Source organism: Pseudomonas sp. FW306-02-D09B, assembly GCF_058782685.1.
In genome coordinates this window covers 139,014-152,597 of the sequence record NZ_JBYSXY010000008.1, presented here as the reverse complement: position 1 = coordinate 152,597, position 13,584 = coordinate 139,014, and the positions used below count along the sequence as shown (strand labels likewise).

13 protein-coding genes and 1 pseudogene are annotated in these 13,584 nt (G+C 58.3%); 10 read left to right on the top strand and 4 right to left on the bottom strand.

Annotated elements, in window-relative coordinates; translation table 11 throughout:
• Positions 1-116: 116 nt before the first annotated feature.
• Positions 117-371: pseudogene (locus AC3WK5_RS15650) on the top strand (transposase domain-containing protein); the annotation flags it as partial.
• 89 nt (positions 372-460) lie between these two features.
• Here the strand turns inward: AC3WK5_RS15650 and AC3WK5_RS15645 are convergent.
• Positions 461-850 carry a MerR family transcriptional regulator gene (locus AC3WK5_RS15645; RefSeq protein WP_103315998.1) on the bottom strand — a complete coding sequence of 130 codons (390 nt, stop codon included), beginning with the start codon at positions 848-850 and terminating at the stop codon, positions 461-463.
• Positions 851-924: 74 nt separating this feature from the next.
• On the opposite strand from AC3WK5_RS15645, the gene AC3WK5_RS15640 reads away from it, so the two are divergent.
• Entirely contained in the window at positions 925-2,004 is a 1,080-nt protein-coding gene (locus AC3WK5_RS15640) for an SDR family oxidoreductase (RefSeq protein ID WP_103315997.1), read from the top strand.
• 166 nt (positions 2,005-2,170) lie between these two features.
• A complete protein-coding gene (locus AC3WK5_RS15635; RefSeq protein WP_103315996.1) occupies positions 2,171-3,070 on the top strand; it encodes a DMT family transporter in 900 nt (299 codons plus the stop codon).
• Positions 3,071-3,093: 23 nt separating this feature from the next.
• Here AC3WK5_RS15635 and AC3WK5_RS15630 read toward each other — a convergent pair whose 3' ends face one another.
• Together AC3WK5_RS15630 and AC3WK5_RS15625 are read right to left on the bottom strand one after the other, a co-directional pair.
• Entirely contained in the window at positions 3,094-4,047 is a 954-nt protein-coding gene (locus AC3WK5_RS15630) for a hypothetical protein (RefSeq protein ID WP_256585163.1), read from the bottom strand.
• A gap of 905 nt (positions 4,048-4,952) precedes the next feature.
• Entirely contained in the window at positions 4,953-5,867 is a 915-nt protein-coding gene (locus AC3WK5_RS15625) for a LysR family transcriptional regulator (RefSeq protein ID WP_103315995.1), read from the bottom strand.
• Positions 5,868-5,986: 119 nt separating this feature from the next.
• Between AC3WK5_RS15625 and lysA the strand changes: the two genes are divergently transcribed.
• Together lysA and AC3WK5_RS15615 are read left to right on the top strand one after the other, a co-directional pair.
• Positions 5,987-7,225, top strand: coding sequence for a diaminopimelate decarboxylase (lysA, locus tag AC3WK5_RS15620; protein WP_103315994.1), 1,239 nt, complete (start codon positions 5,987-5,989; stop codon positions 7,223-7,225).
• Positions 7,222-7,848: a VOC family protein gene (locus AC3WK5_RS15615; RefSeq protein WP_103315993.1), complete on the top strand. Its 627-nt coding sequence runs from the start codon at positions 7,222-7,224 to the stop codon at positions 7,846-7,848. Before lysA ends, AC3WK5_RS15615 begins: the two co-directional genes overlap by 4 nt.
• A 291-nt stretch (positions 7,849-8,139) precedes the next feature.
• On the opposite strand, the gene AC3WK5_RS15610 is transcribed toward AC3WK5_RS15615, so the two are convergent.
• Positions 8,140-9,057 (bottom strand): LysR family transcriptional regulator, encoded by a 918-nt coding sequence (locus AC3WK5_RS15610; RefSeq protein WP_054598044.1) that lies wholly within the window; start codon positions 9,055-9,057, stop codon positions 8,140-8,142.
• A 125-nt stretch (positions 9,058-9,182) separates the two neighbouring features.
• On the opposite strand from AC3WK5_RS15610, the gene AC3WK5_RS15605 reads away from it, so the two are divergent.
• The 5 genes from AC3WK5_RS15605 (at position 9,183) to AC3WK5_RS15585 (ending at position 13,502) form a co-directional block, all read left to right on the top strand.
• Entirely contained in the window at positions 9,183-9,941 is a 759-nt protein-coding gene (locus AC3WK5_RS15605; RefSeq protein WP_054598043.1) for a 5-oxoprolinase subunit PxpA, read from the top strand.
• A 91-nt stretch (positions 9,942-10,032) separates the two neighbouring features.
• Positions 10,033-10,278 (top strand): acetyl-CoA carboxylase, encoded by a 246-nt coding sequence (locus AC3WK5_RS15600; protein ID WP_054598042.1) that lies wholly within the window; start codon positions 10,033-10,035, stop codon positions 10,276-10,278.
• Positions 10,279-10,288: 10 nt separating this feature from the next.
• Entirely contained in the window at positions 10,289-11,662 is a 1,374-nt protein-coding gene (locus tag AC3WK5_RS15595) for an acetyl-CoA carboxylase biotin carboxylase subunit (protein WP_103315992.1), read from the top strand.
• Complete coding sequence (locus AC3WK5_RS15590; protein ID WP_103315991.1) at positions 11,659-12,531, top strand: 5-oxoprolinase subunit B family protein; 873 nt, start codon at positions 11,659-11,661, stop codon at positions 12,529-12,531. Before AC3WK5_RS15595 ends, AC3WK5_RS15590 begins: the two co-directional genes overlap by 4 nt.
• Positions 12,528-13,502, top strand: coding sequence for a 5-oxoprolinase subunit C family protein (locus AC3WK5_RS15585; RefSeq protein ID WP_103315990.1), 975 nt, complete (start codon positions 12,528-12,530; stop codon positions 13,500-13,502). The genes AC3WK5_RS15590 and AC3WK5_RS15585 overlap by 4 nt, the downstream gene beginning before the upstream one ends.
• Positions 13,503-13,584 lie beyond the last annotated feature (82 nt).

Sequence of the window (13,584 nt, the reverse complement as noted above, 5' to 3'; positions counted from 1 at the left end):
AGCGGTCGCTTTTAAGCGACTGCTATCGGCCAAAAGCTGCAAGTCACGAAAAGCTGCTTTCGACCCAAAGCAAACATCATGTGTCTAGCAAATCCGGAGCAATTCACTGATGTGGAAATCAAATCCGGCCATGGGTTTTCGGGCGTTCAAACTGGCTATTCGCGGGCTCCTTACGCATCGGTACACGTGCGGCTGCGATTATGAGTTTGAACCAGTCGGCACGGCTTAACGGCCATGATCCGTATGCGTATTTAAAGGGCGTGCTCACGCGACTGCCGATGCAGCAGCCGAGCGAGATTATCGAATGGCTGCCGCATAGATGGCGCCCGTTTAACCACGCAAGGTCTTTTGGGCGGACGCTTACTGTCTAGGGCCTGGCCACAAAGTTTGAGAAAATGCGTAAGCGATGGACTTTAAACTGTAAGCAGGCTGCAGCTTCCGTTTCCCGGATGCTGACCGTTCAGTTGGAAGCGTTGTTCAGCTGCTGAAGCTCAAGTTGCCTGGCAGCACTGGCTTCGAGGTTTGCACGCTCTTGATCCAGGTACCGATAAATGCTTTGGAAGTTGGCGATTTTCTGTTTGATTTCTGCCATCTTCTTTTCAATTAGCTTAGCGCCGTCAGCACAATCGATCAGCTTGTTGCGCTGCGCATCCAGAATCTCGCCTATTTCCCCCAGGGAAAATCCCATGCTTTGCGCGCGCTGGATAAAGTCCAGATCCTGCAGAGTTTGCGCTGTATAAACGCGATAGTTGTTAGTTTGCCGCAGCGATGAGATCAGGCCGATTTGCTCGTAGTAACGCAGCGTATGGCGGCTGGCGCCGCTGCGGGCCTCGAGTTCGCCGATTTTCATGAAAACACCGCTTGACTATAGAGTTGGGTCGATAGTTTACGCTTGATTTCTCACCTTGAACAAGGAACAGGGAAATGAGCGTGGAGTGCTTTGTCACAGGGGGTACCGGCTTCGTCGGTCAACATTTGGTGGCGTACCTGAGTGCAAAAGGTCACACCATTCACGTGTTGATGCGTCGCCCAGAGCGACTAGCTGCACTGCGCGAGCAAGTCGATAATTTGGGAGGGTGCGCAACCCGGGTATTTGCCGTAGCTGGCGATCTGGAACGGGACAACCTCGGGCTGAGTCTTGCTGACCGAGAAGTGCTAAGGCACGCCAGAGTCATATTCCACCTGGGCGCCCACTTCGCATGGGGGCTTTCAGTGGAGCATTCTCGTGCGGTGAATGTGGAAGGGGCAAAGCGTGTGGCGCTGTTGGCGGCTGAGCAAAAAAGCCGTTTAGTGATGATCGGCGGCTACATGCTGAAAAATCATGAACATCTGCAACGCATCGGAATTGATCCTCGTTATCCGGAGTCGACGAATTGGCCTGCCGTCTACCGACAGGTCGGTGGTTACGAGGGGAGCAAGCTGGAGGCGCATTTTGCGACCCTGGAGGTCATGTCCGCCAAGGGCGGGGAGATTACCGTTGTCCATCCTGCGACGGTCTGTGGCCACAGCCGCACGGGGCATATCCTTGATGGTCAGCCGCTGGTGGAGCTGATACGCAACCTTGTTCAGGGAAAGCTGACTGCAGTGCCCGGTACCGCCGAGCACTGGCTGCCACTGGTCACCGTGGATTACCTGGTTGAGATAGTGGCGGTTTGCGCTTTTGATCCTGCCATGGTGGGCCAGGAACTGCTGGCGCTTGATGACCAAACTCCCAACTTGCGAGAACTCCTGGTACAGGTGGCACAACCTTTGGGCTTAAAGTCTCCCAGGCATTACATTTCACTCCGATTGCTGAAGTTGCTACTGAGTATTCCTCCCGTCGCGTGGTTTTTGAATACAAAACCCGAAGCCCTGGACTTTATCCAGACCACTCGTTTTGATACAGCGGCGGTCGAGCAATTTGCCAACAGGCATGGAATAGCCAAACCGGATATACGTCAGTCTTTGCAGCACACTGCAACGTTCGTCAACTCATATTGCATAGCCAAGGGCCAGGCCCTCTGACTGCTCGCTTGGCGGCAAGATGAAGGCGAATGGCGTCCTGCTGGGCGATCCAGCTATGCCACAATAAATACTGGAGTTGGTGGGAACTTCGTATCCTCCAACTTTGCGCCGTCGATATAGGGCGGCATTCTATCGAACGACAATTCAGCGACAGGGATCGTCATCAATGCAATCTACTTTCAGCAAAGGCGTCATATTTGCACTCTCTGCTGCGGCACTGAACGCAACGATCGGTGTACTCAGCAAAGTACTCATGAGTCATGGTTTCACCGCTAGCAGTGTCGCTGTCATCAAGACCGTACTGGGTTGCATGCTTCTCTCGATCTTGCTGTTTTTCCTCAAGCGCCCGGCGGCGTCGACTAAATGGACTCAGGCGGCTATTTGCGCATTCCTTGGCATCTTTGTGCTGTTCCATTTCGAAACGTCCGCCTATCGACACTACGCTGCGGCAGGTGTGGTGGTGGTGCTGATGGCCAGTGCCTCAATTTCCTCGATCATTCTGGGGCGCATTTTCCTCAAGGATGCCATCACCGCGAACGCTACCGTTGGCGCTGCACTGGCTATTGCCGGGATCTCGGTGATCTTCGGCGGCGACCTGCAGCAGGGCTTTACCCTGCAAGGTGCTGCGCTCGCCTGCATGGCCGGCTCCGGCTATGGGGCCTTTTCGGTTGCCATGAAGCGTATGGGTGTGTCGGGGGGGCTGCACTTCACACGACAATTGTTGTTCTTTGGCAGCCTGTACCTGCTGATGCCGGCTGCGGCCGATGGTTTCGCGATGGGCGAGTTGTCGCCGTTGGCGATCGCCGCGCTGCTGGCGCTGGCCACGCTGCCGACAATCCTGGGCTTCTTCTGCACCACCAAGGCCATCGAGTATCTCAAGCCATCCCAAGTGCAAGCGCTGGAGCTGACCGAGCCACTGTTCGCCGCGCTGCTGGCTTTTGTGGCGCTCAATGAAGTACCGCGCGAAAGCCTGTACGCGGGAGCGGCACTGATCATCCTCGGCCTGTGTTTCTCCAATGAACTAGTCCGCTTGGGCAGCAAAGCATCCGTCCCTTCGACCGAGTGAGCTATTTTCGGATCCTGATTACTTTAGCAATCAGTGGTTTTTGAGTGTTTTGAGCGACTGACTGCTTCTGGCCGATTGCTGGCTGTCTCGTCCGGCCGGGGGCCGACGCTGGCTTGCGCCCTGTCCACCAGCCGTTGCACCCACTCGGCATCCTGGTTATTGACCACGGCATAGCGGTCCGGGGGGAAAAAGGTCCAGTGATGGGCGACCTCGACAAGGCGCTTGAGTTCATCGGCAGACACCCAATACGGCGTGTCGACCAATGGCATCGGCGCGCCGCCGAAACGCCGGCCGAGAGGGAGGTTGGTGCCGGGGGCAAAGGCGATCGCCAGTTCCTGGCAGGGTTGCATTTGCTTGTCCGGCGTGGGCATTTTCCCAACCCGTCCATAGTTGAAGCTGCCCGGATATTCTTCCTTGAGCACCAGCCAATGGCCCGCAGTAGTCTTGGCCAGGACCCATTGCGACACACCGCTGTCTTGCACGCACTCAAGCTTGCCGTTTGTCCATTGCATGAGGGTGTTGCAGTCCGGATCATAATCGGAGGACCACAGGCTGGTGCCAGATACCAGGCTATGGTGCTCAAGCTCGGCCAACCCTTGGTCCGGCATGGACTGCCAGTAGCGTTTGGTCGGGTCGTGGGCATCGCGCAAGAAGTTGCGTAACCCCCAGGCAGCCATGAATAGCAGCGTCGCGAGGGCAAGCCAGCCAAAGGAGGCTCCGACGATCCGGTCAATGTCCAGGCCGGGGGCGAATAACGAGCGATAGAGCAACAGGCCCAGTAAAAACGCGATACCCGGCAGAACAGGGCCAAAGCACAACGGCGGCACTAACACCTCGATCCAGCTGAAGCGGTGCCTGGACGCGTGCTCCCGCGCCCAGGCTTGCTCCTGGGCGAGCATCGGCGCCTGTTCGCGTGGGGCAATGCCAGGGGCGGGTGTCTGAAAGCGCATGGACAGTGTGTAGGGGGCATCTCTCATGGATCAAATCATGCTCTTGAAGTAATCGCTCTTCGGATACTTGAGTCATTCCTGCAACTCAGATCCAGTGACGTCCGACGCAGAATAAGGCGTAAGAATGAAATGCATACCTTCGAGTGACCGCTTTTGGCCGATAGCAGCCGCTCAGTTGGGGAAGGATCACTTGGGATGCCTCTGTCACACGTCTGGCGGATAGAATGCACCCAGGTCAGACTGGAGATCGCCTGCAAATGCACTGCCCTTACTGCAATTCGAATCTTGTGGATGCCGACGATGGCGCGATGCAGTGTTCTTCGTCAGGAGCCTTGCTCAGCGAACCTGTGAGCAAAATCTTCCGCCTTCGTTACAGCCATTGCGAGACCATAGGTGAGGCCCCCGCGATGCGGGAGCCCGGTAAGTGGTTTTGCCCTGGCTGTGGCATCCCGATGGCGGCAACAGGATGTCGATCATGTGGGCAATCCTTTGAACCGGCGCTTCTGCGACGCATCATAGAACTCAATCCCCATGTCGTATAACTGCGAATAGATCAACTGCCGCCTTCGACCCATCCTGGTCAATCAAACTTTTATCCCGTAGCCGCCGCTTTGCGGCAGGGGATGCGGCGTGTGGCTGAGCCGGGGCGCTCGGGTAGAAGGCAGCTTCTGGCCGACTTCTGCCCGTCGTGAGGGGCAGAAATCGACCCAGAGCTGCCGGTGGCGAACGGCAGAAAACGGCCATTACGGGTACGAGCACGCGCTAACAACTTGGTGGCCCAGTGCATATACCTTTAGCGGGATTTTTCGGGTGATGGCCCGCTGCATAGAACTGTCCCATCCTGCAACGTAAGCGCCAGTGAATGACCTCGACATGAGGATATCCGGGCCATCCTCGTAAAGCCCCAGATCGAGCATAAAGTGAAGGTCTTTTCAAGAATCTTTTGCCAGGATATCGCTCATTTTTCGGGCTTGCGTCCGCAGCGCCTCACTGAACAAATCCACCGCCGCCGAGCCTGGCCGGTGGTTGGGGCGAATCATCATCACCTGGTAACGAACGCAGACACCTAGCTGGCGAATCGACAGCCCACTCTGCGCGGCTTCCAGCCCACTCAGCGGGTTGATAACCGCCACGCCCAGCCCTTGCCTGACCATAGCGCACACTGATGCCGCGTTGGTGGTCTCGATGACCGTGCGCCTGTTGACTCCGGCGATTCTGAAATGCTGATCCAGCTGCTGCCGGTAGGTATCGAGGCTGGATAGGTTGATGAAATCCACCTCGTGAAAATCACTCAGCTCAAGCTGAGTCTTCTGTAACAAGGGGTGCCGGTTCGGCAACACGCAGACCATCCTGGCGCTGAACAGCAATTCGCCGGACGTCCCTCGGGGAATCTGCTCGACTTCGGTCAACCCAAGGTCATGTTGTTGGGCGACCAGCGACTCTTCCAGTAATGGTGACTCCTGAGCCGTAATGCCTACGCTCACGCCTGGGTGATGCTGATGGAATTGCCGACATACCTCGGGTAGGAGAGTCTGGGAGAAGAGTGGCAGGCAGGTGATGGCCAGCCTCCCATGTTCGAAGTTGCGAATGGCCTGAGCGTACCGGTCGATACGTTCTAGGCCAATGTAGGAAAGCTCAACTTCCTCGATCAACAGCAACGCCTGCGCCGTTGGCTTCAAGCGGCCACCCTCGCGATCGAACAAACGTAGCCCAAGCAGCTGTTCCAACCGTGACAGTTCACGGCTGATGGTGGGTTGTGAGGTGAAGAGCAGATGTGCGGCACCCGTGACGCTTCCGGCTGACATGACGGCTCGAAAGATCTCGATATGGCGAAAGGATAGCTTCACAGCGGTACCAGAAAGAATGGAATGGTCATATCAGATATGAATCTATTCCCGAACAAAAGCTATTTTTATGAATGCTCTTCTTGCTCCATCCTCATGGTCCCCCTGAACGAGGACTATTCATGATCGACTCTGCACCGTTCGAAGTATTGGCCGACGCGGTTCGCCGACACGGCTCGCCCCTATGGGCATACGACGCTAAAACCATCATCGATCGTATCGAAAATCTGAAAGACTTCGACACGGTTCGCTACGCGCAGAAGGCCAATCCAAATGTGCATATCCTGCGCTTGATGCGGGCACGAGGCCTGGTCCTCGATGCCGTTTCAATAGGTGAAATCGAACGGGCCCTGGCTGCGGGGGCATCGTTCGATGGCCACCCAGCGGGGGTGGTGCTGACGTGCGATTTGCTGGACCAGGTGACACTGGCCCGGGTGATCGAGTCAAGGATAGAAGTGAACGCGGGCTCAATTGACATGCTCCGGCAGTTGGGCGAGCGCTCCCCAGGACACCGGGTTTGGATTCGGATCAACCCTGGGTTCGGCCATGGACACAGTCGCAAGACCAACACGGGTGGTGAAAACAGCAAACATGGTATTTGGCATGAACAATTGGGCGAGGCGCTTGACTGTATCAGGACCTACGATTTGCATCTGGTAGGCGTGCACATGCACATCGGCTCAGGAGTGGATTACGAGCACTTGGAGCAGGTTGCTCGATCGATGATTGAGCTTGTTGGTCAGCTAGATAGGGATATCGAGGCTTTCTCGATTGGCGGAGGGCTGTCTGTTCCGTATAGACGCACCGACACGCCGGTCGATATCCAGCGCTACGCTCGGACATGGGGGGCGGCCCGGAAGGAAATCGAGGAAGTACTTGGCCATTCCGTGCGAATGGAGATAGAGCCGGGCCGGTATCTGATCGCAGAGTCGGGCTACCTGGTGACCGAGGTCCGCGCCGTGAAACAAATGGGCCGCAATACTTTCATCCTGGTTGATGCCGGCTTTAACGACTTGATGCGGCCGGCCTTGTACGGCAGTTACCACCGCATGACGTTGCTAGACGCTAACGGGATTCCGGTGTCTCGCCCTTTGCAACCCACCATGGTAGCTGGGCCGCTGTGCGAGTCCGGCGATGTTTTCACCCAGGATGAACACGCCCTGGCTGCCCAAGACCTGCCGCAGGCCCATGTCGGTGATCTTCTGGTGATCCATGATTCGGGCGCCTATGGTGCTTCGATGTCTTCAAACTACAACAGTCGGCCTTTGTTGCCCGAGGTCCTGATTGAGAACGAAAGTTTTCGGATGATTAGGCGGCGACAAAATATACAGGACCTTCTGAACATGGAGTTGTGCATATGAGGCGTTCCACCCTGGATCATTTGGTCATCGTGTCACCGACCCTTACGTCAGGCGCGCAACTCGTCGAGCAACAACTGGGGGTGCAGTTGCAGTCGGGAGGTAAGCATGCGCGTATGAGTACACATAACTTGCTGCTGCGGTTAGGGGAGTTTTTTTATCTCGAGGTAATTGCCCCCGACGGTATGGCGCCCTTACCCACTAGACCAAGGTGGTTCGGCCTAGATGAGCTGAGTGCACAAGCAGCTCCATATCTAGCCCATTGGGTCGCGCGTACAGAGCATCTAGATGCCGCAGACGAAAGGCTCAAGAAGGCTTTTGGAATGATCGAGCCGATGAGCAGGGGAGCGCTGTCGTGGAATATTACGATTCAGCCTGACGGCCACTTACCGCTGGGTGGGGTAGTGCCTAGCCTGATCGACTGGGGCGACTCGGAGCATCCAGCACAGAGGCTCGCTGATAAGGGCTGCCAATTGCAACGCTTGGAGATCGTTCATCCCGATCCAGAGGGAGTAGAACACCACCTTGAGACTATCGGCTTTTCCGGCCCGGTCAGTGTCCTGCGGAGTGAGCGATATGGTTTGCAGGCATACATCGAGACTCCCAATGGTCTTAAAGTCCTGTAGCCCTAGCGATGTTCAGGCTGGACCTTACGATTAGGCTCTCCCGGGCGAAACCAACAGCGTCAGCATGTAGTAGAAGCGGACAGGCCAGGGAAGTCCGCTTTGGGTCGTTGACAGCCACTCGCGAACGTCTGCTATTGGCCGATAGCTGCCTGTCGTGAAGGGCTGCATCCGACCCAAAACGGTCATTCGTGACGGCGGAAAACGGCCAAAATCTTCCCGTCACAACAGACCGGAAATGGCCTAAAGCGCTCATCGTAAATCCACAAGAGGAGGGCATGGTTTTCACTGTTTTCAGCGTCGCGCAGACAGCTGTTGCGGCGCCAAAAATGCATCGTGGAAATAGTTACGAAACGCCTGCATCGCCGGGCTGAATTCGCGCTCGCGATGCCACGCCAGTCCGACACTCATCGGCGTCACCTTGTCGGTGACTGTCAGGGTTTCGATGCGTTTTCCTTCCAGTGACCAGGGGCGGTGCACCAAGTCCGAGAGGATTGCCACGCCGCTGCCATTGGCGACCATGCTGCGCACCGCTTCGACTGAACTGGTGCGAACCCGCACGTTTGGCTGCTGTCGCGCGTGTTCCCAGTAGCGCATGGCACTTTGTTCGGCTTCGTCGACGGTCAGCAGAATGTAAGGTTCCTTCGCAACGTCGGCGAGGCTGACTGCCGAACGCTCGCACAGGGGATGGCGGCTGGGCAGCCATAATCGGCGCTCGGAGTTGAAGAGAATCTCCGAGACGATATCCGGGTGGGTGAGGTTCGCGGTGAGCACCACTGCCATGTCGAATCGACCTTCCAGCAGACCCTGCTCGATGGCCGTCCGTTCTTGTTCGTGGACTTCGATGGCCACGTCCGGATGCCAGTGTTCAAGCCGTTGCAGGTGATGCGGCAGGAAGTAACCGATCACCGTGTAACTCGCCGCTAAACGCAATACACCACTGGCGCGGATGTCCGGCAACGGGCTGTTCAACGCGTCATCGACGCTGCGCAAAATCACGTAGGCCCTATTCAAAAAGTGCCGCCCGGCGTCGGTCAGGCTCATACCCTGGGCCGAACGCTGGAACAACAGCGTGCCGAGGATGCTTTCCAGTTCCTTGATCGCCGTGGTCACCGCCGACTGGGAAATATTCAGATGAATCGCGGCTTGAGAGATTTGCCCGATCTCGGCGGTGGCGACGAAATAACGGACTTGGCGCAGGGTCAGGGACATGAGCACTCCGGGTGACGAGGTATCTGTTTTATAGAAGATACCCCATCTGATAATAGATCTTCCCAAGGGGTTAACAGGAATCTAACTTGGCCTGCATGAAGTCACAAGCGTCGGGAGCAAGCATCATGCAGGCAGTAGATTTCAACTCGGACATGGGCGAAGGCTTTGGTCCCTGGACCATCGGCGATGGCGTCGACAATGAGCTGATGGGCTTTATCAGTTCGGCCAACATCGCCACCGGTTTTCATGCCGGCGACCCCAGCACCATGCGTCGCACCGTCGAACAGGCCAAGTGCCTGGGCGTGGCCATCGGCGCGCATCCGGGGTTTCGCGACCTGGTTGGTTTTGGCCGTCGGCACATTAATGCGCCGGCCCAGGAACTGGTCGACGACATGCTCTATCAGTTGGGCGCCTTGCGTGAACTCGCCCGGGTTCAAGGCGTGGCCCTGCAACACATCAAACCCCACGGCGCGCTCTACATGCACCTGGCCCGAGACGAAGAGGCCGCCCGTTTGCTGGTGGAGAACCTCCAACGTCTGGAACCGGAGTTGCTTCTGTATTGCATGCCCGATTCGGTGATCTGGCGGGTTGCCACGGAACTTGGCCAACCGGTGATCCGCGAGTTCTACGCCGACCGAGAGTACGACCTCACCGGCTCCATCGTCTTTACCCGCAACGTGCGGGCTTACGACCCGGTCCACGTCGCCGAGCGAGTGCTGCGTGCTTGCCAACAAGGCGTGGTGCGCACCGTCGAGGGCGAAGACCTGGCGATTGAATTCGATTCCATCTGTTTGCACAGCGACACGCCGGGTGCCCTGGCGTTGGTCGAAGCCACGCGTTATGCACTTGATGGCGCGGGCATAGAGGTCCGACCACCGCGCTGAGAAACGAAAGCACCTGGCACAGAGACGCCAGGGTTTGCCCACCGATTCACTTTTTGCCTGCCTTTCTACAACTATTCCAAGAGGAACAGACATGGCCGAACACACTGTAATCACCCCGTTGCCGGGGACCTTCTACCGCAAAGCCACCCCGGAATCGGCGAACTTCGTAGAGGTCGGCGCGGGGGTCAGCGCCGACACGGTAATTGGCCTGATCGAGGTCATGAAGCAATTCTCCGAACTGACCGCCGGGACGGCCGGTCGCCTCAGTGCCTTTTTGGTAGAAGACGGTGATCCGGTGGAGCCGGGTCAAGTCGTCGCAACACTCGACGACGAGTGAGGGCGCGATCATGACCCAAGCCATTCATAAACTGCTGGTCGCCAACCGTGGCGAGATCGCCGTGCGGATTATCCGCGCCGCCAAAGAACTGGGCATTCCCACCGTTGCTGCGTGCAGCGAGGCGGACGTCGATTCCCAGGCCGCGCGCATGGCCGATGAGGTGCACATTCTTGGCCCGGCCCGTGCCGACAAAAGTTACCTGAACGTCGAGGCCTTGCTCGGCGCCTTGAAAGCCACGGGCGCCAACGCGGTGCATCCCGGTTACGGCTTTCTGTCTGAGAACGCCGATTTCGCCGAAGCGGTGGTGGCTGCCGGCGCCATTTTCGTCGGCCCGAGCGCGGAGACGATCCGGCGCATGGGCGATAAAGCCGAGGCACGGCGTACCGCACAAGCCGCTGGCGTGCCGGTGGTGCCGGGTTCGCCGGGTGAACTGTTCGACGTCGAGTCGGCGCTCAAGGCTGCTGAATCCGTTGGCTTCCCGTTGTTGATCAAAGCTTCGGCCGGGGGCGGCGGGCGCGGTATTCGGCTGGCGGAAAACGCCGAGCAACTGAGCGAAGAATTCCCCCGTTCCCAGCGCGAAGCCCAAGCAGCATTTGGCAATGGCGCGGTGTACCTGGAGCGGTTTATCAGCCGGGCCCGGCATATTGAAGTGCAGGTGCTGGGCGACGGTCAGCACGCCGTGCATTTGTTTGAGCGCGAGTGTTCGCTGCAACGGCGCCGGCAGAAAATCTTCGAAGAAGCGCCGGCGCCAGTCCTTAGCCAGCAGCAACGGGAAACGCTGTGCGCCAGCGCCGTGCGCCTGACCGAATCCCTGGGCTACAAGGGCGCCGGCACCCTGGAATACCTGTATGACGATGCTACCGGTGAGTTCTTCTTTATCGAGATGAATACGCGGATTCAGGTAGAGCACCCAGTCAGCGAACTGATCACGGGCATCGACCTAGTCCAAGCCATGTTGCGCATCGCTGGCGGCGAGCCGCTGGGCTTCAAGCAAAGCGACATCCGACTCAACGGCGCCGCCCTGCAAATGCGCCTGAACGCTGAAGACCCGGCGCGGGATTTCTTCCCGAGTCCAGGCCTGGTCGAGGAACTGATCTGGTCGAACGGCGAGGGCATTCGCGTTGATACGCATCTGTATCAAGGCTACCGCGTGCCGCCGTACTATGACTCGCTGCTAGCCAAACTGATTGTTCACGGTGCGGATCGCGCCGAAGCCTTGGCCCGTGCGCGGGTTGCGGTGAAGCAAACCACGCTCACGGGCATGGCCAGCACCTTATCGTTGCACGGCGAATTGCTGGAACAACCGTGGCTGCACAGCGCCGACTTCCACACCGGCACCCTGGAAACCTGGCTGGCCGAGCGCCGCCTCGGAGGTGAAGCGTGAGCAATCCCATCCGCTACAGCTTTGGCGCCGATGAGCATTTGTTTGCCGAAGTCAGTGACAGCATGTCTCTGGAAGCGTTTTTCAAAGGCATGGCGGTCACCCGTGCGGTAGAACGGCTGGCGCTGGATGGCGTGCTCGATGTGTGCCTGGCCAACGCGTCATTCCAGATTCGTTTCGACCCGGATCGCATCGCCCCTCATACCTTGCTCGAAGCGGTAAAAATCGCCGAAGCCGGGGCCGTCGCCGAGCGCACGTTGCACACGCGGATCATCGAGATTCCCGTGCTCTACAACGACCCCTGGACTCACGAAACCCTGATGCGTTTTCGCGACCGCCATCAAGACCCGAGCGCCACGGACCTGGAGTACGCCGCACGAATCAACGGTCTGGCCGACGTCGATGCATTCATCGCGGCTCACAGTGGCGCGCCGTGGTTTGTCTCGATGGTCGGCTTCGTTGCCGGGTTGCCATTCATGTTCCAGATGGTCGAGCGCGAGCGTCAGTTGCAGGTGCCAAAATACCTGCGTCCGCGCACCGACACACCGAAATTGACCCTCGGTCACGGCGGTTGCTTTGGTTGCATTTACTCAGTGCGCGGCGCCGGCGGCTATCAGATGTTTGGCGTCACGCCTGCGCCGATCTACGACCCGCAACAGAACCTTGCGTACCTGAAAGAACACATGGTGTTTTTCCGTCCAGGCGACATCGTGCAGTTCAAACCGATGGACCGTGAAGCCTACGACCGCGCGGTGGCCGAAGTGGAAGCCGGTTGCTTTGATCTGCGGATTCGGCCGGTGGAGTTTTCGCTGGACGCGTTCCTTGCCGATCCCGTTGGCTATCCCAAGTCGTTGCAGGAGGTATTGGCATGATCAAGGTCCTCAAACCCGGCCTCGCCACTTCGGTACAAGACCTGGGCCGCGAAGGGTATTACCACTTGGGCATTCCGCCGTCCGGCGCGCTTGATCAATACGCTTTGAGCGCGGCCAATCAATTGGTCGGCAACCCAGCAGGTTTGGCGGCGCTGGAATGCACGCTGCTCGGGCCTGAGTTGGAGTTTCAGCAGGATGCATTGGTGGCGGTCAGCGGCGCGCACATGACGCCACGGGTCGATGGCGTGGAAATGCACCACGACACCGCGTTCACCGTGAAGGCCGGGCAAGTGCTGCGCTTTGACTTTCCCAAGGCTGGTGCCCGCGCTTATGTGGCGGTGGCCGGCGGCATTGATGTGCCGGTGGTGCTCGGCAGTCGCTCCACCTATGCGCTGGGCGCGCTCGGCGGTTTTCAGGGGCGACGCCTGATTGCAGGCGACGAATTGCCGGTGGGCATCGCCAGCGGCAAGAGCCGCGCCGGGGCCAGTTTGCCCATGGCGTTACGGCAATCATTGGGTGGCGAAATCACCCTGCGGGTGGTGCCAGGTTTGTACTACCACCGCTTGACCGAATCGGCGGCGAAGAGCTTTTTCGCCGAGCCGTGGACGGTCGGTTCGGAAGCCGACCGCATCGGCTATCGCTTCAAGGGCGGCAGCGCGCTGAGCTTTCAGCCCCGGGAGCAGCCGTTCGGCGCCGGTTCCGATCCGTCGAACATCGTCGACAGTTGCTACCCGATCGGCTCGATCCAGGTGCCCGCCGGGCTCGAACCCATCGTGCTGCACCGTGATGCGGTGTCCGGTGGCGGCTACGCGATGATTGGCACGGTGATCAGCGCTGACCTCGATTTGATCGGCCAGATGCAACCCAACCAGAAGGCCCGCTTTGTCGCGGTAACCCTCGAAGAGGCGCTGGAAGCGCGACGTTCCTATAAGAAAAAACTCAGCTGCCTGAGCAAGCTGTTCCCTTCCTGATTCTGTCCGCCGTCTAGCGCGGGCCATGCCAAACGGTACGCCAACGCCGCACTTCGGTGCGGTGACGGCTGCCCGCGCTTCA